22 protein-coding genes and 1 tRNA gene are annotated in these 21,565 nt (G+C 60.6%); 11 read left to right on the top strand and 12 right to left on the bottom strand.

What is annotated here, in order from left to right:
- Positions 1-5 precede the first annotated feature (5 nt).
- Both MUY21_RS01290 and MUY21_RS01285 read right to left on the bottom strand, forming a co-directional pair.
- The gene (locus tag MUY21_RS01290; RefSeq protein WP_248408608.1) at positions 6-1,205 is read right to left on the bottom strand and encodes a D-alanyl-D-alanine carboxypeptidase family protein; all 1,200 of its coding nucleotides are present in this window, start codon (positions 1,203-1,205) and stop codon (positions 6-8) included.
- Between the two features lie 47 nt (positions 1,206-1,252).
- Complete coding sequence (locus MUY21_RS01285) at positions 1,253-2,110, bottom strand: SPOR domain-containing protein (protein WP_248408607.1); 858 nt, start codon at positions 2,108-2,110, stop codon at positions 1,253-1,255.
- Positions 2,111-2,308: 198 nt separating this feature from the next.
- Between MUY21_RS01285 and MUY21_RS01280 the strand changes: the two genes are divergently transcribed.
- A tRNA-Ser gene (locus MUY21_RS01280) sits at positions 2,309-2,398 on the top strand.
- 323 nt (positions 2,399-2,721) lie between these two features.
- On the opposite strand, the gene MUY21_RS01275 is transcribed toward MUY21_RS01280, so the two are convergent.
- From MUY21_RS01275 to MUY21_RS01230, 10 genes are all read right to left on the bottom strand, one after another.
- Positions 2,722-5,058, bottom strand: a complete 2,337-nt coding sequence (locus tag MUY21_RS01275) for a hypothetical protein (protein ID WP_248408606.1) — start codon at positions 5,056-5,058, stop codon at positions 2,722-2,724.
- Positions 5,055-6,611 carry a hypothetical protein gene (locus MUY21_RS01270; protein WP_248408605.1) on the bottom strand — a complete coding sequence of 519 codons (1,557 nt, stop codon included), beginning with the start codon at positions 6,609-6,611 and terminating at the stop codon, positions 5,055-5,057. The genes MUY21_RS01275 and MUY21_RS01270 overlap by 4 nt, the downstream gene beginning before the upstream one ends.
- 84 nt (positions 6,612-6,695) lie before the next feature.
- Entirely contained in the window at positions 6,696-7,076 is a 381-nt protein-coding gene (locus MUY21_RS01265; protein WP_248408604.1) for a hypothetical protein, read from the bottom strand.
- Complete coding sequence (locus MUY21_RS01260) at positions 7,076-8,401, bottom strand: recombinase family protein (RefSeq protein WP_248408603.1); 1,326 nt, start codon at positions 8,399-8,401, stop codon at positions 7,076-7,078. Before MUY21_RS01260 ends, MUY21_RS01265 begins: the two co-directional genes overlap by 1 nt.
- Positions 8,398-8,898 carry a DUF2924 domain-containing protein gene (locus MUY21_RS01255; protein WP_282568901.1) on the bottom strand — a complete coding sequence of 167 codons (501 nt, stop codon included), beginning with the start codon at positions 8,896-8,898 and terminating at the stop codon, positions 8,398-8,400. The genes MUY21_RS01260 and MUY21_RS01255 overlap by 4 nt, the downstream gene beginning before the upstream one ends.
- Before the next feature lie 14 nt (positions 8,899-8,912).
- Complete coding sequence (locus MUY21_RS01250; RefSeq protein WP_248408602.1) at positions 8,913-9,116, bottom strand: hypothetical protein; 204 nt, start codon at positions 9,114-9,116, stop codon at positions 8,913-8,915.
- A gap of 202 nt (positions 9,117-9,318) precedes the next feature.
- Positions 9,319-9,819: a DUF4411 family protein gene (locus MUY21_RS01245; protein ID WP_248408601.1), complete on the bottom strand. Its 501-nt coding sequence runs from the start codon at positions 9,817-9,819 to the stop codon at positions 9,319-9,321.
- A complete protein-coding gene (locus MUY21_RS01240) occupies positions 9,816-11,120 on the bottom strand; it encodes an XRE family transcriptional regulator (RefSeq protein ID WP_248408600.1) in 1,305 nt (434 codons plus the stop codon). The genes MUY21_RS01245 and MUY21_RS01240 overlap by 4 nt, the downstream gene beginning before the upstream one ends.
- Positions 11,121-11,412: 292 nt before the next feature.
- The gene (locus MUY21_RS01235) at positions 11,413-11,970 is read right to left on the bottom strand and encodes a hypothetical protein (RefSeq protein WP_248408599.1); all 558 of its coding nucleotides are present in this window, start codon (positions 11,968-11,970) and stop codon (positions 11,413-11,415) included.
- A gap of 1 nt (position 11,971) precedes the next feature.
- Positions 11,972-12,649: a S24 family peptidase gene (locus MUY21_RS01230; RefSeq protein WP_248408598.1), complete on the bottom strand. Its 678-nt coding sequence runs from the start codon at positions 12,647-12,649 to the stop codon at positions 11,972-11,974.
- A 108-nt stretch (positions 12,650-12,757) separates the two neighbouring features.
- Between MUY21_RS01230 and MUY21_RS01225 the strand changes: the two genes are divergently transcribed.
- The 10 genes from MUY21_RS01225 to MUY21_RS01180 all read left to right on the top strand — a co-directional run bounded on the left by MUY21_RS01225 (position 12,758) and on the right by MUY21_RS01180 (position 21,504).
- On the top strand, positions 12,758-13,441 hold the full coding sequence (locus MUY21_RS01225) for a hypothetical protein (protein WP_248408597.1): 684 nt from the start codon (positions 12,758-12,760) through the stop codon (positions 13,439-13,441).
- Positions 13,442-13,656: 215 nt separating this feature from the next.
- Entirely contained in the window at positions 13,657-13,866 is a 210-nt protein-coding gene (locus MUY21_RS01220; RefSeq protein WP_248408596.1) for a helix-turn-helix domain-containing protein, read from the top strand.
- Positions 13,866-14,222: a hypothetical protein gene (locus tag MUY21_RS01215; RefSeq protein WP_248408595.1), complete on the top strand. Its 357-nt coding sequence runs from the start codon at positions 13,866-13,868 to the stop codon at positions 14,220-14,222. The genes MUY21_RS01220 and MUY21_RS01215 overlap by 1 nt, the downstream gene beginning before the upstream one ends.
- 44 nt (positions 14,223-14,266) lie before the next feature.
- A complete protein-coding gene (locus tag MUY21_RS01210; protein WP_248408594.1) occupies positions 14,267-14,755 on the top strand; it encodes a hypothetical protein in 489 nt (162 codons plus the stop codon).
- Positions 14,752-15,627, top strand: a complete 876-nt coding sequence (locus MUY21_RS01205; RefSeq protein WP_248408593.1) for an ATP-binding protein — start codon at positions 14,752-14,754, stop codon at positions 15,625-15,627. Before MUY21_RS01210 ends, MUY21_RS01205 begins: the two co-directional genes overlap by 4 nt.
- 19 nt (positions 15,628-15,646) lie before the next feature.
- The gene (locus tag MUY21_RS01200) at positions 15,647-16,240 is read left to right on the top strand and encodes a hypothetical protein (protein WP_248408592.1); all 594 of its coding nucleotides are present in this window, start codon (positions 15,647-15,649) and stop codon (positions 16,238-16,240) included.
- Between the two features lie 11 nt (positions 16,241-16,251).
- The gene (locus tag MUY21_RS01195) at positions 16,252-17,922 is read left to right on the top strand and encodes a DEAD/DEAH box helicase (protein WP_248408591.1); all 1,671 of its coding nucleotides are present in this window, start codon (positions 16,252-16,254) and stop codon (positions 17,920-17,922) included.
- A 224-nt stretch (positions 17,923-18,146) separates the two neighbouring features.
- Positions 18,147-18,347 (top strand): DUF6511 domain-containing protein, encoded by a 201-nt coding sequence (locus tag MUY21_RS01190; RefSeq protein WP_248408590.1) that lies wholly within the window; start codon positions 18,147-18,149, stop codon positions 18,345-18,347.
- Positions 18,347-19,105, top strand: coding sequence for a hypothetical protein (locus MUY21_RS01185; RefSeq protein WP_248408589.1), 759 nt, complete (start codon positions 18,347-18,349; stop codon positions 19,103-19,105). Before MUY21_RS01190 ends, MUY21_RS01185 begins: the two co-directional genes overlap by 1 nt.
- Entirely contained in the window at positions 19,102-21,504 is a 2,403-nt protein-coding gene (locus MUY21_RS01180; RefSeq protein WP_248408588.1) for an AAA family ATPase, read from the top strand. The genes MUY21_RS01185 and MUY21_RS01180 overlap by 4 nt, the downstream gene beginning before the upstream one ends.
- Positions 21,505-21,565 lie beyond the last annotated feature (61 nt).

Raw genomic sequence — 21,565 nt, 5'->3', positions numbered from 1 at the left:
GCGCGTCAGTTGGTTGCAGGTGCGACATCAGGCTCCAGCGCGGCGGGCGGCGCGTCATTGCCCATGACCAGCGCCAAAACCCGTTCGGCGGCCACGGTCAGGCGCTTGCCGAACCCGGCGTTTCCCACGCCTTCCTGCGCATAAAGCGGCACTACGGTGTCGCTCAGCCCATCGCGGCTGATGACCATCTCGGCCAGTTCCTGGCCCTGCGCAATCGGCGCTGCGACAGGGCCATTCCAGTTGATGGTGGCGGTCACGCCCTCGCGCTGCCCGGCGGGGATCAGAAGATCCACATCCTGCGCCGGAACAAGCCCGACCGTGTCGGCGGACCCCAGCCAGACATCGGCTTCGGCCACCCGTTCACCGGCTTTAACCGTGGTTTTCATGGTGAACTGGCGAAATGCCCAGTTGACGATCGCCTCGGCCTCTTCCGCGCGTTCCTTTTCCGAGTTCATGCCCGAGATGACGAACACGATCCGTCGGTCCCCCTGGCGGGCGGACCCGACCAGCCCATAGCCTGCTTCCTGCGTGTGGCCGGTTTTCAATCCATCGGCGCCAATGCCAAGATCCAGCAACGGGTTCCGATTGAACCGGTTGTCGGGCGCGCGCCCCTTGTAGTGATATTCCGACTGGCCGAAATAGCGATAATAGTCCGGAAACTCGACAATGATGTGACGCGCCAGAATGGCCAGGTCTTTCATCGACATACGTTGCATCGGATGCGGCCAGCCCGAGGAATTGCCGAAGCTGGAATTCTCCATTCCCAGATCGCGGGCGCGGTCGGTCATCATGCGGGCGAAAGCGTCTTCCGTCCCGGCCAGCCCCTCGGCGACCACGACACAGGCGTCATTGCCGGACTGAACGATGATGCCCTGGATCAGGTCCTCGACCGTGGGGCGGTCCGACTGTTCAAGAAACATCGTCGATCCGCCGGTCGATGCCGCACGATCCGATACACCGAACTGGGTGCTCATCGTCACCCGACCGTCGGCCAGCGCCTCGAACAACAGGTTGACCGTCATCAGCTTTGACATCGACGCGGGCGGCAGGGGCACTTCGGCGTTCTTTTCCATCAGGACGGTGCCCGTGTTGATGTCCAGCACATAGGCAGAACCAGCGCGGGTCTCGAAGGCACGGGCGGGCAGGGTGGCGGCTGCCAGCACGGTCATAAGGGCGGCGAAGAATACGGTCAGACGGATTGGCATTGCAGGAGATTGGCCTTTGTTGCTTTATTGCTTTGCCCGGGCGGGCTTCAGTTCGTGACAGGATAGGCGTCGGTAAAGCCCATGTCGTTGGTCTTTTTCAACGCCGCCGTGTGCTCTTCCTGGCTGTTGATCGGGCCGACCAACACGCGCCAGAACGACTTGCCGTTCGAGCGTCCCGGTTTGATGGTCGCCGGCAGACCCGCGTTGCGCAACTCAGCGGCGGTTTGGTCGGCATTGGCTTCAAACGAAAAGATCCCAACCTGAATGTAAGGTTTCGACAGCGCGCTGGCCGGGGTTGCCTTCGGGGTGGCGGGCTTGGGCGGGGGGGCGGATCGTGCGGCGGCTGCTTCGGTTTCCGCCAGAGCGGCCGACGCCGCTGCGATCGGGTCATCCAGCGTCGTTTGCGCGATCTCGTCCGGGGCCTCAAGCTCTTCGGTCGGTGCAGGCGGTTCTTCCTTGATCACCTCTTTGCGCAGGGCGGTTACGCTCAGATCGGCCGGGGCACCAGCCAACATGCCAAGGGCATCGGCCGCATCGGACGACACCTGAAAACGCGGCCCGGGCACCTCGCGTTCGCGGCGGAACAGGGCGCCAACGACGGATTTGCCATTCTCCTGATTGCGGACGATCACACGTTCGGGATCCTTGGCATCGGGATGCGCCACCCATACGCCGCCAAGGCTGGGACGGCCGTCCCACAACCCCTTTTCAGCCAACTGAAAGATCTCGGGCGCTTCCACATCGCGTTCTCCGCTTTGCGTGCGCCCGCTCTTGCCTTCGGCCGCCGAGGCGCTGCCCTTGTCGTTCTTTTTCAGAAAGTCGGGAAGTTTCGCATCGTCGCAACCCGAAAGAAACAGTGCGCTGCCCAACACAATGGCCACTTTCAGAGTGGTCTTGCTTGCCATGTCTCGCCCCTAGTTATCATGCGGGCCTATGCCCGGAACCGCTGATTTGCCGGGTATCGCTCCCGATTACGCGCCACTTTAGCGATACATGGACCGCGTGAAAAGGCTCTCGCACAAGGCGATAATGTGGTGGGCAAAAACCAGCCCGCGAAAACTGCTTTCAGAATCGCGTAACCACCGCTATCCCTTCGCTTTGTCGGAGGAGTGGCAGAGTGGTTGAATGCACCGGTCTTGAAAACCGACGTAGGTGAAAGTCTACCGTGGGTTCGAATCCCACCTCCTCCGCCATTATCCCCATTACGAACCAGTGACACCGCCCTGACGGGCACGGATTTCTCCGTGTTATCAAAGGGGTTTGCGCGAACCGACCGAACCTCGTAGACGCGCTGCCGGGCCGAAGCTGGGCTCAGAATGGCCATCAGTCTCAGTTTGAGCGAACCTCGCCCTTTGCGGTTCGGCCCTCTTTTCTTGAGCTTTTTCAATGACCTGACTTCGAGCCCCGCCAAAACCCAAACGCGCGTTCCGAACGATATCCATGCCAACGGAGATCGAACACGCGGTAGGCGCATTGCTCAGGAACGCCGCGAAAACCCGGGCGGCGTTTGGGGTGCCTATGGATGAGGAATGGGATCGAGCGCCAGTCTGACCGTGAAGCGCTCATTCAGCCGGTCATTGATTTCGCCGATCGCTTGAGTGTCATCCTCTTGCAGCGAAATCACCGCACGAACTTGGGTCTCAACGTCTTTCGCCAGCTGATCGAGTGGCTTCAAGATGGGATTGCCCGGTCCAGTTGATCGAGCGCCAGCAACGGCAATCTGCGCAGCATACCTCGCGAAGGCTAGGTATTCTAAGACGCGGTGGTATTCGCTTTCGTCCGCTTCGACGTCGAGGGAATGAAGAGCACGCATCGCCTTGAAATGCTGGTTGAGCAGACGCCCAACCAAACGCGGCCAGTCGCCGTTTTTTCCACTGATTGGCAGGACGTGAAGATCGCTGTCGTTACCTCCTGCAGGCTGAGCATATGCCAGAATGATTTGCAGCAAGGTTCTCAACCGCACAAGCTCTGTGGTGGTGATGCGTTGTCCGGCCAAGTCTTTGCTACGCACCTCAAAGGCTTTTACAGCTTCCTCGATCTTCTTTGCTGTCGCCTTCACGCGCTGTCTCGCTGCTTTTTCTTGGGCGGCCTTTGCAAGCTGAGCAGTTTCCGGTTCGTCGTCGCCTTCGGATGAAGGCTCGGTATTTCGGAGGTCAATTTCTGACTGTCGCCGAAGATCATCCTCATCCTCGCTCGACAAATCGCTCGCCATGAGGCCGATTAGTCTGTTCAAGCACATGCTTACGAGATCGGCGGCCCCATCCTGGCGCTTTGCTAAAAAGAAGGCATTGCGGCTGTCCTCGGCCTTTGCTCGGCTACGAGCCCGGACAAAAGCTTCATAGGACAGCACCCGGAGTTCGGGTTGCTCATCGCTTCCACTGGCTTCGACCACTGTTCTGCCGACATGCTCCGCAGAGACCGGTTGTTCTCCAATATCAAGCATTTCCAACTCGTTGATGGCCTGGAGCAGGAACAGGTCTTCGTAGGTCGTCTCCGAAAGGAAATCTGCGATCTTACGCTTCTTGCCCCGGTGCGGAGGCAAGGTTCGGATCAGAAGCGCGTCAAGATCGACAATGATGGTCGGTACTGAAAGTCCACCCTCAAATTGAACCCTTGCCGTTCGAGGGCGCAGGTCTGGATTGGGAAGGTCCCATTCAAACCGAGACGATGCGTCGATCTGAATTGGGTCACCTAACTCCACGCCGTCTCGATCGTATAGCTGCAGTGACAAGGCGCGAGCCGAGGCTGGAGCAGTCGGCGTCCAGTTTAGTCGATGTCCCTGCAAGGTGAACGCGCCACCATCGCGTGCCTGTGAGCCATCATTGATGTTGGTTGCGATTAGCCGCGGGAGAATATCCGCCCAATCCAGTGGGGTCTGCCGATACCCGTCAAGTTTCAAAGCGCGCAGGGCCATGCCGGGCTCTACGCGTTTGTATAGGCCCAGTTCAGCGTTTCCCCTTGGGATAGTCGGTCCCAGCAGAGCCGGAAGGGAGCAGTTCATGCTGCCTGAAATCACGTGGTCCCATTTTTTGCCGCAGGCGATGAAGGCTTTGGCATGGACGAACCGAGAGGACCGTTCGTCCCTCAGATCAAAGAGTTCCACCGCAGCGCCATCCAACATCGACGCGGGAAACTGCGCGGCCAGCGGGTCGATCAGTATATCCGTGGGCGGCATTCCAAGGACTTCACGCAGGCGCATAAGGCCTTCGAGCTTAGCATCCCAATAAGGCGATAGCACAACCAGCCGCTCAATTTCATCACCGGCTACTGCGGCCTTGATCTGGTCGAGGAACGTCTGGTCCGATTTGTCGGCGAGAAGGCGGATATCCGATTGATCGCCGGGGGTTTCGATTTCCGCGGCCTCCCGAAGCCATGGCGAATACCGAAAGGCGCGACTCAGAGCGTCGCCAAACCAGGGATCCTCCGGTGGAATGTGGCTTCGAAGGTAGTTAAGCGCCTCGCCGAAGAGAGGTGCCTTGTCCCTGTCATCGGCTGTGTACCTGACATCTGCAACCAGCTCTTTGTTTCCTGCCAGCCCGAGAGCGGTCAAGTTTGCGGATCCAATCAGCAGACGTCCTTTCTCAGGACCGACCAGCAGGGTCATCTTGGGATGAAAAGCGCCACCTACTGACACCTTAGCGAGATGATACAGCGCTCCGGCGTATCTCGGCGCTCCGTATTCGGCAAAGCTCATATTCAGCATCGCTTTGTCCGCTAATATAGCGATGTTCCAGCAGCCAGCGCCTCTCAGTTTCGGGAAAGGCACATCCTCGAAGGCTTGCGCGGAAAACGCATAGGTTGTCATGAACGCCGAATGGAACCCCGCCTCGCCAAAGACATCGTAATACTTCATCGGCGCTCAAGCTCCTCGAGGCCAAGCGGAGTCACGCCGCGATCATCGAGGAGTTTGACATCGCGGAGGAACTGTACAGCCTGGTCGATCCGAGGACTACTCGGTGAGACCCGAAAAAAGTCACGGAAACGAAGCGCACCGTCGTCCGGCTCGAAGAGGAAAGTATAAGCCTTCTGATTGCGGAATTTTCGAGAAGCGACCCAAAGATGTCGGCGAAAAATGCGTTCCCTCAGAAGTTCGGCGAGAGCTGTCTGGACGGGCAAATCATGCCGCGATTCTATGAATTTCATCTCGCTTACCAGAGATTGAAAATGCTCGGCACTACCGAGCCACTCAAGAACGGAACGGTCGAGCTGTTTACCTTTCAAGGACAGCGCCGCGATCAGTGACCACGCCGACCTAACTGCTTGCTCATCATCTGCGGCGGTCAGCGTTTCCTGCATCGCGTGTGCTGCGGTCTTCGCGTGATTTTCAAGATCGGAAACATCGATCTGCTCATGGATCCACTCTTGCAAAGATTGGTTGCCTGGGAGGCCTGCCATATCCGTCACACCCTCAATCACGCCGTCGAGGGACATGCTGTTGGGCGGGGCATTGGTCAGGATGCGTAGACCCGAAAAAAGCAACGTTTCGTACGCCAACCGAAATAGGTCACTGGCCTGGTACAGCGCCCATACGGGTTGAAGTTCGGACGAATCCATCCCTTCATCCACTCCGGTGGTGACGCCAAACCAGTCCCACTTCGATTCCTCGGATTTTGGGGGCCGTCCACGCTGGGCGGCTAGGCGCAGCAACATCTTGAGGGTTTGACTTCTGGTCTGGTCGCTTTCTGCCGCTGATGCGTGCCGCCCGAAGAGGATAGCTGCGAGTTCACGCTGTTCCGGGCTTCCAGAATTGATGTTGGTTGGCTTGATTGGTGCGAGGCGGTCGAGTGTGGAGAGAGTCACTTCACCGGCCGCAACCGTTTCCAGAAATACATCGGCCAGATCTCCGATAGCTTGTTGGAAAGCATCAGCCAGAGGTAGTGCGGCGTCCTTGCAGAACGGAACAGGCAGTTTAGGATCGTCCATCTTCACGAGCCCCATCTCACGCATTTGGCTGGCGTAGATACCGCCAAAAGCGCCACCCTTGTTGCGAAGATAGCGAAGGTTCGCGTCCGATTCTGGGTCAGCGCCAGTTCTGAAATCGACCAGCGCATCCGCGTTCTCTGGATCAACCAAACCAAGCTGTCGGTTTGCCCATTCAATACCAGCTACGCCAAGCTCAACCTCACCGCGTGCGCAAGTCAGAGCAAAGAGAGCCTCCGCTCGGCGTTGAAAACGGCGGAATGCCTCATATTCATTCGTAACGCCCGACGTCTTTGCGTAAGCCTCCAATAGCCACGCGAAAAAGGAATAGTATCTGAGGCGCAACGTGATCGTGCTGATGCCAGGCAATAGCGACTGATAAACGAGTTCGATGGGCCTCTGCATCCCCAAAGGGTCGAGGCCGGTTTCCTGCCCGAGTTCGGTCCATTCTGGAAAGCCGGGGCCTAAATCAATTTCGTCCAACATTTTCTGACGCTTCCAAAATTCAGAGTTGTCATCAGAGTAGTTGGGAAGCATTCATATTGGGAAGTGAAACCTGTCGATATCTGTTCAGTCAAACACCCGTCCCGGCTGCTCGGCCCACGGCAGCTCCGCCACGCCACAGAGGTCGAAGATCGACAGCACCGTGGGCTCGCGCCGCAGGACCAGCCGCTCCAGAACGGAGGGCGAGAGCCATGCCAGCCGGATCACGCGGCTGACATAGCGGTCGGAGATACCTTCCTCTCTGGCGAGATCGGCGATGGTGGTGACGTCGCCGCGCTCAAGCCTGCGCCGCCAGTCCCACGCCCGGCCGATGGCGCGCAGCAGGCGGGCGTCCTGGCCGCGATCCATGGCCACCTCTATCTCCTTGGGCGGCAGGATGCGCGGACGGCCGCCGCGATTGCGCAGGGTGAGCGGAATGTGGACGCGGAGGGTTTCCGGCTCTGCCATCACGCCACCTCCGGCTTGGCCGGTGCCATCAACGCGGCAATCGCACCCAAGCCCTCATGTCGGAGATCGACCGCCAGACCGGCGTCGCTGGCGGTGACCCGCGCCACCAAGAGCCGGACCACGCGCGCCTGTTCCGCCGGGATCAGCGCCTTCCACATGTCGTCGAATTGGGTCAGCGAGACGCTGATGTCCGCCTCGCCAAGGTCTGGCCGATCCTTGCGCAGGGTCCGCGACACCCGCGCGGCAACCTCCGGCGTGCGCAGCAGGCGACGGATTTCGCCGACCACGGCATCCTCGACCATGCCACCCGGCAACCGCTGCGGCCCGCGAAGCTCTGCCTTGGGGCGTTTCTTGATCACGTCCATCGAGACATAGTAGCGATAGCGGCGCGTGCCTTTCTTGGTGTGATGCGGAGTCATTGCCACGCCGGTCTCGGTGAAGATCAACCCGCGCAGCAGCGCCGGTGAGGGTTCCTGAGCCACGGCCTTCCTAAGATACCGGTTGTTCGCGATCACCTCATGCACCTCGTCCCAAAGCATCTCGTCGATGATCGCGTCGTGCTCGCCGGGATAGGCGTTGCCCTTGTGGACCGCGAGGCCACGATAGACCTTGTTGTGCAAAGTCTTGAGCAGCGAAGTCTTGTCGTAAGGCCTGCCGGTCTTGGTCAGGATCGCGCGTGCGTCCAACTCGTGGACCACCTGCGCCGTGGAACTGGACCGGGCATAGAGCGTGAAGATCGTCCGCACCGTCTCGGCCTCGGCCGGGTCCACAATCAGCTTGCGATCTTTCACGTTGTAGCCGAGCGGCACCGGCCCACCCATCCAGATGCCCTTCTTGCGGGATGCGGCGACCTTGTCGCGGATCCGCTCGCCGATCACCTCGCGCTCGAACTGGGCGAAGCTGAGCAGGATGTTCAGTGTCAGCCGCCCCATGGACGTGGTGGTGTTGAAGGACTGCGTGACGGAAACGAAGGTGACGCCGTGCTTGTCGAAGATCTCGACCAGCTTTGAGAAATCCATCAGCGCGCGCGACAAACGGTCGATCTTGTAGACCACGACGATGTCGATCAGCCCGTCCTCGATGTCGGCGATCAGGTCCTTCAGCGCGGGCCTTTCGAGGGTCCCGCCGGAGAATCCGCCGTCATCGTAGCGGTCGCGTAGGCAGACCCAACCCTCGGCCTTCTGGCTGGCGATATAGGCCTCACACGCCTCTCGTTGGGCGTCGAGGCTGTTGAACTCCATGTCGAGCCCTTCCTCGCTCGACTTGCGGGTGTAGATGGCGCAGCGCAGGCGGCGGGGCGGTTGTGGCTGTGGTTGGCGTGTCATTTGCTGATCCTCGGGCGTGGGGTGAAGCCGAAGAATTTCCAGCCATTCCAATTCGCGCCGGTGATGGCCCGCGCCGCGCCAGAAAGCGATTTGTACCGACGACCTTGCCACTCGAAGCCCTTCGTCAGCACCGTGACAGTGTGCTCGACGCCGTTCCATTCACGGACCAGCTTGGTGCCCGGCAAAGGACGTCGTGGGTCGGTCATCACCTGACCGGGCTCGCCGGAAGCCACCTCCGCCGCCAGCGCATCCAGCGTCCGCCTGGTGTCGCGGCCAATGCCGCCAAGGGCCAGTTCCTGGATCCGGTACCCCAGCCGCAGCTCGAGATTCTGGCGGCTTGTATTTGGCGCAGGCGCATCAAAGATCGCCGCCCATTTCTCGCGCAGCTCCGGCACGGTCATCGCCTTCAGCGCGACCAGGTCCGCCAAGACAGCGTGGTTCGGCGCAGCGCCAATGCCTATTCTCTTTTCCACTGATTTCGTTTTGGTTTTCGTCATTCGTCCTCTCCAACTCAGGTACGCAACTGGTGCCGACGACGGCGAACAAGGGCGAGGATGTCCAGCGAACTGTCTCCGTCGTTCGCAGAATTCTCGTTTATTTTCGGCGGGTTGGTGCGATCCACGGCTGTGGCGAGGATCTGGGCGAGTTCTGCCAAACGCTCATCGGTGGTTAGCGTTTCGGGCGGAGGGGCGAAATTGACGTCGGTATCGGGCATGGCGGGCGAACCTCAGGAGCTATTTTGTCCTGTGGTGGCCGCGATGCGGATGGGATTTCAAGTTAAAACAATGGGTTGTCGTAGCGCAGCGCAATCGTGGGAGCTGGATAGTACACGGCAAGCCCAACCTGCGGCGGTGGAAAGTATGTCATTCGTTTCGGTTTGTTCAAACGATCAGTGTTGGTATTAAGGGAAAGAGGCCTTACTTTCCGGCCAAGCTGAAACCTAGAGCACGATAGACTTCAAAATCGCGCGTCCAAACAACTCCAAGGTCATCGCATACATCAGGGATCTTTCTGTTACCCCTTTGCTTGCTAGGCTTTGAAACCTCTTTTGTTACTACGACGCGCTGTTTACTGACGGATGCGTAAGCGATCAAAAAAGCGTCGCGACCAATTTTCTCAATATCCGTCTCCGTAAAAAGTGGATCTGCTGATTGGTATCCGATTTCCATGACCTGCTGGAGCAGTGATGGGTCAACAGCCTCATCCAAGAGCAAAGCTGATTTCACCTCATTGTCCTTTATCCAGTCAGATAGGTCGTCCGAGAAAGCTGCAATTTCATCGAACACCTCGAACGGTATCTTAATTTGGCCCGCATTGCCTTGCTCAACCACCCAATCCCAAAATTGGGGTATGTGCTCGAGCGGGTAATACTCGTTCTTAGCTTGAATCAGAGTGTTGGCATCGAAAAGATAAATCAAATACGCCCCTCAGTGGCCGAGAAGAACGATCCATTACTGCTTTCAAATTTCTTGAGAAGTGGCTCTACAGCCCCAGGCTTCGTTCCGAGCACTTTCGCGGCCTTGGTGTAGGTCATGCCGTTGTCGCGCACTGTTCTGTGTACAAACTCCAAGAGGCCAGAGCCGAGGCGAAATTTCTTTTTTGTAAGATCAGGGAGTTTCACTTCGTCTTTGCGTTCGGCTTTTTCCTTGGCCTTTGCTGCTTGCCAGCGCGCTAGATATTGACTGTAAAGGGATTGGTATACGTCGCTAGAAATTTCATTTCTTCGACGAAGCCGATACGCAACCATGGGTTCACTGACAGACCATCGTTGAGCTATGGTGGCAATTGCTGTTCCAGCAGCAGCTAAGTTGGTAGGCTCAAAGCGCTGTACGCCATTCCAGAATAGTTCATCGGGTAAGAGGAATTCACCTGCCACATCATTACAGAACTGTTCGATCTGCGCGTGGGAGTTAGAGGGAGTATCTATCGAGGGCGCTCCGCTCACGCCGCTCTGCCCTAACCACAGGTGTGCCAATTCGTGGATGAGTGTGAAGGATCTGGCGGCTACAGCATCGTTGGTATTTAAGACAACGAATGGGGCAAGCGGGTCGGAAATCGCGAAGCCGCGAAAAACTTCGGCTGGAATTGCAGAATGCCAGGAGCCCAAGTCTCCGAGCATCAAAACAAACACGCCAGAGCTTTCCGCCTTTGTCCGCAACAATCTAAAAAGTGTGGCTGGATCACCTCGGCGCACTGTCACATCAGTATGATTAAATTCGAGCGTCTGCGCCATCGATTGCACCGTGTTGCTGACGCCCTGTGCAATCCTTGCAGAGCCAACAAATCTGCGTTCCACTGGCTCGTCATCATCTTCAATAATACTGCGAACCATTTCTTGACGCGCTCGAACATCCCGCCGCAGGACATCCAACATAGCATTTTCGCGCTTGGAAATACTGCTCGCGGTCTGTCTGAAATCTTCTCCTTTGCGCCCTTCTGCGGGAGGAGCGTTCAAGTAAAAGGTAAGCAATGGTCGGCTATAAGCGGTTGCGATCTTTGCAAGTTGACTGCGCGTAGGTTGCTTTTCACCAGTCTCGAGAAGTTCCAATTTTTCGATAGCAGATTGCTTTGCGGTGTCTTTAAGGCCAAGCTTTTGGGCAGCCTCCTCCTCAGAGAAGCCAGCAGAAAGTCTTGCCCAAACAAGTATCTCTGGATTAATTCCGGCTTTATTCATCTCAACCAGGGTTTCACGTCTTGTATTGCCTCCGAACACAACCATCGCTTGGTCGCAAACAATCGCTCTTTATCGTTGGATATCAGCATTCGTCCCACCCCGAAAGTGTCTAGACCACGGAGCCCCGAGGGTGCGTGACCGCGTACAATAGTGAACGTCAGGTCCTGCTTCGCCGTCAATGTCTCGTTGCCCTTCTCACGACCCTATCCGTCTCCAGCCGCAGCGCCGCTCTCCACAGCGGCGTTTTGGTGAATGTGCTCTCCCTTGTCCGAAGCAGCCCCTTGGCACGGGTTTCTTGCAGCAAACCTGTCCAGCAAAGGGGGCGAAGCACCTCGATTTAGAGCCTGCTTAGCACATCGTCGAAGCCGTGCTGGGGTTCTCCGTACAACACTTGACGCAGGTCAGCCCCGGTCGCGCCGTCCTCGGTCTCGACGTTTAGCACGTTCAAGAATACGTCCCAGTTGCCCACGACCGGCTCGTCGTCGAAGCGCGAGAAGCGGGCGTGGTTGACCTCGAACAGGTAGAAGGGTGTGACGATGCCGAAGATCCGACCGGGATGCCCGACCAATTCCTGGCCAGCCTTGGTCAGTTTGAACTGCCCCTTGTAGTGCCGTCCGATCTTCAACGCGATCATCACGTCGTGCAGATCCATCAGCGGCCCAAAGTCGATCTCGTTCAGCACCTTGTTGATGGCGAAGAGGTCTTCCTCGGTATAGCCGGGCCAGTGGAACTCACGCGCTGCCCAGTGCACGAACACCCGCTTGAAGGCCTTCGATGGCGTCAGCCCGATCCCGCCATGTTCAGCCATGTAAGCGAAGGTCTTTTCCAGCGCCCGCACCATCGGCGAATGCGCCAGCGCGGGGTTTGCATCGTCGATCTGGCGGACTTCGATCATCTCAAATCTCCCGCGCGAACCAGCGGATGCGGCCGACAATGTGGATTTCTTCGGCGCTGCGCTCATAGGGGCTGTAGAAACTGTTGTCCGAGATCACACGCACGGCGGGCGGATCGCTGTTCGGGACGTGCTCGAGCCGCTTTGCCACCAACCCCATGCCGTCATCCAAAACGAAGATCCCGGGCGGGTTCGGAGCGCGGCGGGTCATGTCGACCAGCACGGTGTCGCCGTCGAGCAGCGTCGGCGCCATGCTGTCGCCTTCGACGTGCATGATGCGCAGCTGCGACGGGCTGGCCTTGAGGCTGCCCTTTATCCAAGAGCGGCGGAAATGGTAGGCGCGGCCGGGGGTATCGTGATCCTCGGTCACCACCGCGCCGCCACCCATCGAGGGTCGCGGGCTGGCATGTGCGATCGCCACGAATGTTTCGTCGGGGTTCTCGATGAAGGGCGGCTCGCCCTCGACCTCGCCGATGCCGTGGATCAGCCATTCTCGCTCGACTTTCAGCACGCGGGCAACCTCTGCCAGCTTGTCGATGCCGGGGCGCGCAGAACGGCCGCGCAGGATGTCGTAGACGAAGGAGCGATTGACCCCGGCCATCTCTGCAACATGAGCGGGGCTGAGCCCGAGTTGCTGAGCGCGAGCGCGGAGTCGGTCAGAGAGCGTGTGATGCTCGGTCATGTTTTCCCCAGAGGGCTGTGGATCAAATAGGATAAAACAGGATTGATCGGAGGGCGTCAAGGATTTAGAACAAACCATAAACACTCAATGGCAGGAATCGGGGGTCAGATGGAGATCGAGAAGGCGTATTTTACTCTGCCGGAAATCCTTGATCGCTGGTCCATCTCCGAGGCCGACCTGATCTATCTGGCGGAGAACGACAAGCTGCGGCTGTCGGTGCGCGTCTTCGGCATTCCGCTTGAGCTGGGTGATTACGAGGAAACCGGCAACGGGGAGCGGTTCCGCGTTCCGTGGGAGCAGAGCCGCTATAGCGGACTGCTGGATCTCTATGCGCAGGACGTCTTCCAACTTTTCCGGTGCAGCGAGATCCATATCAGCGATTTCCGGACGCCGCGCGCGTCCTATGCAGCGCTCTATGGCGAAGCTGAGCCGATCTTCGTCATGATCGGAGATCTGCTGCTAAGGCGCGAGGAACGTGACCGTTTCGAAACCGAGACAGGGTTTTCCGGCGCGGAGACTGGACCGCAACTGCCAATTTTTAGCGCGTCACCTGACTATCACGAAGTGCGTTGCGGCGGGCACCAGTTCCGCCTTGGCCCGATCCAGGCGCAGGTTGTCCGTGCGCTGCATGAGGCTGCGCGCCGTGGCGAGGCCTGGCAGAGTGGCAAGGCGATCCTGTCGGCTGCGGGCTCCAAGAGCCTGAAGATGTCCGACGTGTTCAAATCCCAGAAGCAGTGGCGGTCGCTGATCGAATCGAACGGTCGCGGCAACTATCGTCTGAACTGCGGCTGATTCCGACCCATCCCGTTCCGGCACGCGTGTCCCTCCGGCTCCACAGTGGGATGCGCCGGGGGATGAGAGTGGGATCACCATCCCCCGCCACGGCAGTCGCCGCTGAGTTGCAAGGCTCAAACTGATCCCCCTCCGCATCCCACTTCGATCCTGACGACATCCCACAGCAGGATTTCGCATCTTCCTCCCAACGCAGCGAGCGACAGGAGACAAAGATGCAGCTCAAACACCTCAATCAGAAAGAACTGGCCCGGCGGTGGAACATCTCGCACCGCACGCTAGAGCGGTGGCGGTGGGCCGGTGAAGGCCCACAGTTCATGAAGCTGGGCGGCCGTGTGGTTTACCGCATGGAGGATATCACCGCATTCAAGCAGGACCAACTGCGCCACAGCACCGGCGCGAATGCCCATGTCGGTGCCGCATGATGGTCCGGCTCGATGATTTCGCAGCCGACCGGGTGGTGCCGTTCTGCGCTGCTACAAGTCTGGACGAGGTCGGGCTCTGCGCATGGATTGCTCAGGCCGAGCCCGGCGAGACGCTGATCTATCACCGCGGGTTTCTGGCAGTCGATGCCACAGCCGTTCTGTCGAAACTCCCTGCCGACCGTCAACGCGCATTGCGCCAGCTCGCGGCCGCGGCCCTGCGCGCGGCCGAGCAGAACCTTGTCCATCTCGTCCAGGCGCGGATCGGCCCCGACCACTTCGCCTACATCGCCATCGCCCGGCCCAGACCCCGATCCAGCGGTACCGCCTTGTCGGTCCGCCTGCTCGAGGCCGCCTGATGCCTGCCTTCCAATCCTTTTTCACCGATCACGGAGACCATTTCATGCCATTCCCCGAGAACGCCCCCACGCCCGAGGATCTGCCGTCCCTCAGCGCAGCCGAAATCGCAGCACTGCCGGTTGAGTTGCTGGCAATCCTGCAGCGCGAGATCGACGAGCGTCTGAAGCGCGACAAAGCCGCCAAGACACGCTTCGATGCCGGACTGGCCGTCCGCTATGCTACCCGGGCCGCCGAGGAACGGCAGGTTTCGGGCAAAGACACCGGCACGGTCCGCTTTGATGATGGCGATTTCACTGTGGTCGCTGATCTGCCGAAGCGGGTGGATTGGGATCAGGACCGACTTGCCGACATGGTCGCGCGGATCCGCGATGCAGGCGACGACCCCGCCGAATATGTCGATCTCTACTTCAAGGTGCCAGAGCGCAAATACGCGGCCTGGCCCGAGGCCATCCGGCAAGGCTTCGAGCCAGCGCGGACTGTCCGGCCCGGCACGCTGAAGGTCGAGATCCTCGCGCAGGGGGCTGACCAGTGAGCCTCCCCATCATCAGCGCCGACCAGCGACTGGCCGAGCCGCGCGGCATCAAGGGCTGCATCTTCGGGAAATCCGGCATCGGGAAGACCTCGCTGCTCTGGACCCTCGATGCCGAACGTACGCTGTTCATGGATCAGGAGGCCGGTGATCTCGCCATCGAGGGCTGGTCCGGTGACAGCATCAGGCCGCGGACCTGGACGGAATGCCGGGATTTCGCGGTGTTCATCGGTGGGCCCAACCCGGCTTTGCGAGATGAGCAGTCCTATAGTTCGGCCCATTACAAGGCGGTCTGCGAACGCTTCGGCGATCCTGCCGCATTGGACCGCTACGACACCATCTTCGTTGACTCGATCACTGTGGCGGGTCGGCTGTGCTTCGGGTGGTGCAAGGGCCAGCCCGAGGCGCTTTCTGAAAAAACCGGCAAGCCGGACGTGCGCGGGGCCTACGGGCTGCACGGCCGCGAGATGATCGGCTGGCTGACCCATCTCCAGCACACGCGGGCCAAGAATGTCTGGTTTGTCGGAATTCTCGACGAGAAGCTCGACGATTTCAATCGCAAGGTGTTCCAGCCGCAAATCGACGGGTCCAAGACCGGGCTCGAGCTGCCGGGGATCGTCGATGAGGTGATCGCCATGGCGGAGCTGAAGGCCGACGGCGGCGATCCGTATCGCGCCTTTGTCTGCCAGACGATCAACCCCTGGGGCTTCCCGGCCAAGGATCGCTCCGGCCGCCTGGCTCAAGTCGAAGAACCCCATCTCGGTCGCTTGATGGCGAAGATCCGGACGCCTGCGGCCCCGGCGACCGACCGGCTGACATACGCCCCGCCGCCTGCCGATCCGGCGGTGGCCGACCAATCCCAACCGCAATCCTGAACACAGAAGGAGGTTCCCCATGGGTTCCTGGAACGATTTCAACGACGCGCAGAGCAATACCAACCTGATCCCGAAAGGCACGCTGGCCAAGGTGCGCCTGACCATCCGTCCCGGCGGTTTCGATGATGCCTCGCAGGGCTGGACCGGCGGCTACGCCACGCGCGGCTCCACCGGTGCTGTCTATCTCAATGGCGAGTTCACCGTGACCGAGGGGCAATATGCCCGCCGCAAGATCTTCACGCTGATCGGGCTCTACAGTCCCAAGGGGCCAGACTGGACCAATATGGGCCGCAGCCTGGTGCGCGGCATGCTGAACTCGGCGCGCGGGATTTCCGACAAGGACATGTCGGCGGAAGCGCAGGCCGCGCGGCGGATTAACGGCTTTTCCGATCTGGACGGGATCGAGTTCATCGCGCGTATCGACATCGGCACCGATGCCAGCGGCGATGACAAGAACGAGATCCGCAGCGCAGTCACGCCTGACCATCGCGATTATGCGCAGGTCATGGGCGCGGCACCGTCGCCTGGCCAACAGCCGCCAGCCCACAATACCGCACCTGCGCCGCAACCTGCCACCGCACCTGTGCCGGGTCGCCCGGCATGGGCGCAGTAAGGGGCTGTGCCATGCGCCTTCGTCCGCGCCAGAGCCTCTTCGTGGAGCGCAGCCTCGCTGCGCTCTGCGATCACGGCAACACGCTCAGCATCGCCTCGACCGGCTTCGGCAAGACAATCGCGCTCTCCGCAGTGGTCGCGGGCTCCATTGAGGGCAGCAAGGCCAAGGCCTGCATTCTCGCCCATCGCGACGAGCTCACATCGCAAAACCGCACCAAGTTCGGCCGAGTCGCGCCTGAGATTACCACTTCGGTGGTCGATGCCGGGAGCAAGGACTGGGCCGGTCAGGCGACCTTCGCCATGGTGCCAACGCTGACGCGTCCCGGCAATCTGGCCGCAATGCCCGCTCTTGATCTGCTGGTGATCGACGAAGCGCACCACGCGGTCGCCGACAGCTATCGCCGGATCATCGACCACGCGCGCAGCGCCAATCCCGACTGCCGGATCTTCGGCGTCACCGCCACGCCGAACCGGGGCGATCGCAAAGGTCTGCGCGAGATTTTCGACAATGTGGGCGACCAGGTCCGGCTGGGCGAGTTGATCGCATCAGGCCATCTCGTACCGCCCCGCACCTTTATTGTCGACGTCGGCGTGCAGGACGAACTGCGGTCGGTCCGCAAGACCAGCGCGGATTTCGACATGACCGAGGTGGCGGACATCATGAACCGCGCCCCGGTCACCGACGAGGTGATCCGGCACTGGCGGGAGAAAGCCAGCGACCGGCCAACGGTTGTCTTCTGCTCCACCGTTGCCCATGCCGAGAACGTTGCCGCGGCGTTCAATGACGCAGACATCGCGGCGGCCGTCGTCCATGGCGACTTGGACGGGGCGATCCGGCGCAGGATCCTGGCCGCGTATGCTTCCGGCGAGATCCGGGTGATCGTCAACGTTGCCGTGCTCACGGAAGGTTGGGACCACCCGCCCACATCCTGCGTCTTGTTGCTGCGACCCTCTTCCTACAAATCCACCATGATCCAGATGATCGGCCGTGGTCTGCGCACGGTCGATCCGAAGGAATACCCGGGCGTCGTCAAGACCGACTGCATCGTGCTGGATTTCGGGACGTCGAGCCTGACGCACGGAACGCTGGAACAGGACGTCGACCTGGACGGTCGCGAACCGGTGCCCGGGCCAGCCCCGAGCAAGACCTGCCCTGAATGCGAGGCACAGGTCCCGCTCGCCGTCACTGAATGCCCATTCTGCGGCACTGACCTGTCGCGGGAGGGTTCCGCACCGATCGACCGTTTCATCATGTCCGAGATCGACCTGCTGAAACGCTCCAGTTTCGCATGGGTCGACCTCTTCGGCGACGATGCGGCCCTGATGGCCAACGGGTTCAACGCATGGGGCGGGATATTCTTCCTCGAGGGCCGCTGGCACGCTGTCGGCGGCGGCAAGGGGCAAGCGTCCCGGCTGCTTGGTGTGGGTGAACGTGCGATCTGCCTCGCTCAGGCCGATGATTGGCTGAACACCCATGAAACCGATGAGAGCGCCTTCAAATCCAAGAGCTGGTTGAAACAGGCCGCGACCGAGAAGCAGCTGCAATACCTGCCGACGGAATTTCGCAGCGACTATGGCCTCACCCGTTATCGCGCCTCGGCGCTGATGACCTTCAAATTCAACAAGCGCGAAATCCGCCAGCTGGTTGCACGGGCCGCCCCGTCCCTTGGAAGGGCCGCGTGAGCCATGTCGCGCAAATCCGATCCCCGGCCGAACCGGCTTCGGATTGCCCGGGCTTTGACCGCCTCTGGCATCCGCGCGGCACGCTCTGCGCAGTCTGCATGTCCCGCACCCGTGGCTTAGGCTGGTTCGATCCCCACCGGCCGCGCCCGCACCGTACCCGCCGCTGGTTCTGCTCAATGGGCTGCCAGGCGGCTTTCACACTCAAAGCTCGGAAAGGATTGAGCATGGTCGATTTTACAGAAGAGGAAACGCAGGCGCTGCCCGCCGTGATGCGCACGCTCGGCCCCGAGATGGAGCGGATCGGCTGGGACCGGCCGCTGGGCCAGCTGACCCAGAACGACATGCACCGTCTGATCGTGATCACCGTCGAGGCGTTCCGTGCCGAAATGGCCGAGATCGCTGCCCAGTCGGAGATCCCGTTCTGATGCTGGATTTCAACCCACGCCCCTCCGTGGCCGAGCGGATCAACACACTGGTCGACGCAGCCCTCATTGCCGAACGCGAGGCCACGCCACCCCGGACCTATCTCGGCGCGTCCCGCCTCGGGCATGCTTGCGAACGCGCGCTGCAGTTCGAGTTTGCCGGTGCGCCGAAGGATGAGGGTGCCGATTTCGGCGGGCAGACCCTGCGGATCTTCGCGATCGGCCACCAGCTCGAGGATCTGGCGATCCGCTGGCTGCGCGCGGCCGGGATCGATCTGGTGACCCAAAAACGCGATGGCGGCCAGTTCGGCTTCTCCGTCGCGGGCGGTCGCATCCGGGGCCATGTCGACGGGATCATCGCTGATGCCCCGGCAGCACTTGGTTTGCGCGCCCCGGCGCTCTGGGAATGCAAGACGATGAACGCGAAGAACTGGCGCGCCTGCGTCAAGGATGGGGTGACTGTCTCCAAACCCGTCTATGCCGCTCAGATCGCGATCTACCAGGCCTACATGGAACCTTCGGTGCCGGGGATATCGACGGCTCCTGCGCTGTTTACGGCGATCAACAAGGACACGGCCGAGCTGCACCATGAGCTCGTCCCCTTCGATGCCGATCTCGCGCAGCGCATGTCTGACCGCGCCGTGCGGATCCTGCAGGCCACTGACGCGGGCGAGCTGCTGCCCCGCATCGCCGCCAACCGTGACTTCTTCGAATGCCGGTTCTGCGCCCATGCCGAGCGGTGTTGGGGGCTGGCCAGATGACCGACGAGCCCACCGATCCATCAGATCCCGACCAGGACACACCCATGCGCGACGACACAACTCCAGATATGCCGACGAAAAACGTCGTACATTTCAACCCGTGGCGCGATTTCAACGACGCGGCCCCGCAGATCGACGTCTTCGGCGACGAGCCTGATCCGGAGCAGATCGCCCAGTTCATGCAGGTCGTCTTCGGCTACTGCGACGGGCTGATCCCGGTCCGCAGTTTTATCGACAAGGGTCAGGGCATCGATGGCCGCCCGCACAAAATCTGGCTCGAGGCGGATCAGGCCGCGCCCGAAAAGATGGCGACCTTCGCCACATGGGCGTCGCGGGAGGGCGCAGCGGTCTATGTGATCCCCGGCACCGTGGCCGCGCCCGGTCAGGCCAAGGCCGCCGAGATCATCCAGATGCAGACCGTTGTGGTTGATCTCGACACAGGAGATATCGCCGCTAAGCGGGCCCATCTGGAGCGCCACCTCGGCGCGCCGACCATGGTGGTGGAAAGCGGTGGCGTGACGCCGGAGGGCCAGCGGAAAGCCCATATTTGGTGGGCGCTGACCGAGCCCGCTGAGGGCGACGACATCCGACGTGTCTGCCGTCTGCGCGGTGATATTGCCGCCAAGGTCGGCGGCGACATGCATTTCCGGTCCGCCCACCAGCCAATCCGGGTGGCAGGCAGCGTGTATTACAAGAACAGCCTCAAGACGCAGGTGCGGATCGTCGAGCTGAATGCCGACCGCGAGCGCGATCTGGCCGAGTTCATCGAGGCCGTGACCGACATGCCGCCCGCACCAGGCGTATCGCTGCAGCCCGAGTTCACCCATCCCGACAAGCCCGCCATGGACGATGTGCTGGTTACGCCGGTGCGTGAGGGGGCGCAGGACGATTGGTCCCGCTTCGAGGGGGCGTCGGCTGCGATCGGGCATTTCATCCGCATGGTCCACGAGGGCCGGATGACAAAAGATGAGGGCTGGGAAGGCATCTGCGGCTACAACGCCGCGATGCTGAGGCCCCAGTGGCCGGTCGAACGGCTCAAGCGCGAGTCCGAGCGGCTCTGGGACCGGCATGTCGAGAAATATGGACCGCCGCTGATCCGACTGAATTCCGGCGCACCTGGGCCGCAGGAGATGCCCGCCTTCACGCTGGGCGCGCTGCTGGACGACCCGAGTCCGATGCCGGAGGACATCATTGCGCCGCGTGTGCTGACGCCTGGCGGACTGCTGGTGCTGGGCGGCGCGCCCAAAGTGGGCAAGAGCGACTTGCTGATTTCCTGGCTCGTTCACATGGCAGCAGGCGTGCCGTTCCTCGGCTTCACGCCGCCACGGCCGTTGCGGATTTTCTATCTGCAGGCCGAGATCCAGTATCACTATCTGCGCGAGCGGCTGAAGCAGATTGCGCTGCCGCCAGAAGTGATGGCGGCCGCGCGCGACACCTTCGTCGCCACCCCCAAGCTGAAGATGCTGCTCGACAACGAAGGCAGCGTGCGGGTCGCGCGCGCCGTGCAAACCGCGTTCCCGGAGGCACCGCCTGACATCCTCTGCGCCGACCCGATCCGGAACCTCTTTGACGGCGGGCCCGATGGCGGTGGCGAAAACGACAACACCGCCATGATGTTCTTCCTGAAGGAACGGGTGGAGGTGCTTCGCGATCATATCGACCCCGATTGCGGGGTCATCCTGATCCATCACACCAAGAAGCTCAGCAAGCAGCAGGTAAAGGACGATCCCTTCCTTGCGCTCTCCGGCGCAAGCGCGCTGCGCGGCTTCTATACCTCCGGCCTGATCCTGCATCGCCCGGACGAGGACTTGTCGGAGCGAAAACTGGAGATCGAGCTGCGCAATGGCCCCGCGCTGCCGCCAAAGGTGATCGACAAGGTCGGCGGCCAGTGGGTCGAGATCAATCCGATAAATGAGCGGTTGGTCCGCCAGGAAGTTGGCGCAAGACACGACGCAGAACGGGATCGAAAGCGCGATGTCATTGTCGGCATTTTGTTCGAAGAAGCAGCTGAGGGCCGTCTGTATACGACAATGCAGTTCGCCGAAAAGTTCGAAAACAAGGGCGGTCTGGGCAGCAAATACACGATCAGGGAACGCCTGAGTGTCCTCGCCACGAAAGGTTTCGTGAAGTTTCTGAGGAACGGATCCGCCTTTGGCTACCCGGTGGTGCGGTCACGGTTCGGCTATCTGGCTGTCGAGGGTATGCATTTCGGTCCCGAGCAATCGGTCGATCCTGAGACGGGCGAAGTCTTGGAAATTTCCCGTCCTGTCCTCCCGAGCCACTACAAATGCCCGCAATCCGGGGTCTGCCTGCAAGTCGAAAACCCTTCGGTCTGGGTCTACCCGATGGCAGGCAAAGACGGCGGCAAATCAGGCCCAACTCCTAAGAGTGAGGCCTGACTCCTATGTCCTCACCAACTCCTCGATCAATGAAAACAATGACTTGTGCGCTGCGAGGAGT

Source organism: Aliiroseovarius sp. S2029, from assembly GCF_023195575.1.
GTDB lineage: Bacteria > Pseudomonadota > Alphaproteobacteria > Rhodobacterales > Rhodobacteraceae > Aliiroseovarius > Aliiroseovarius zhejiangensis.
The sequence above is the reverse complement of the archived record's forward strand: the minus strand, read 5'-3'. Positions and strand labels throughout refer to the sequence as shown.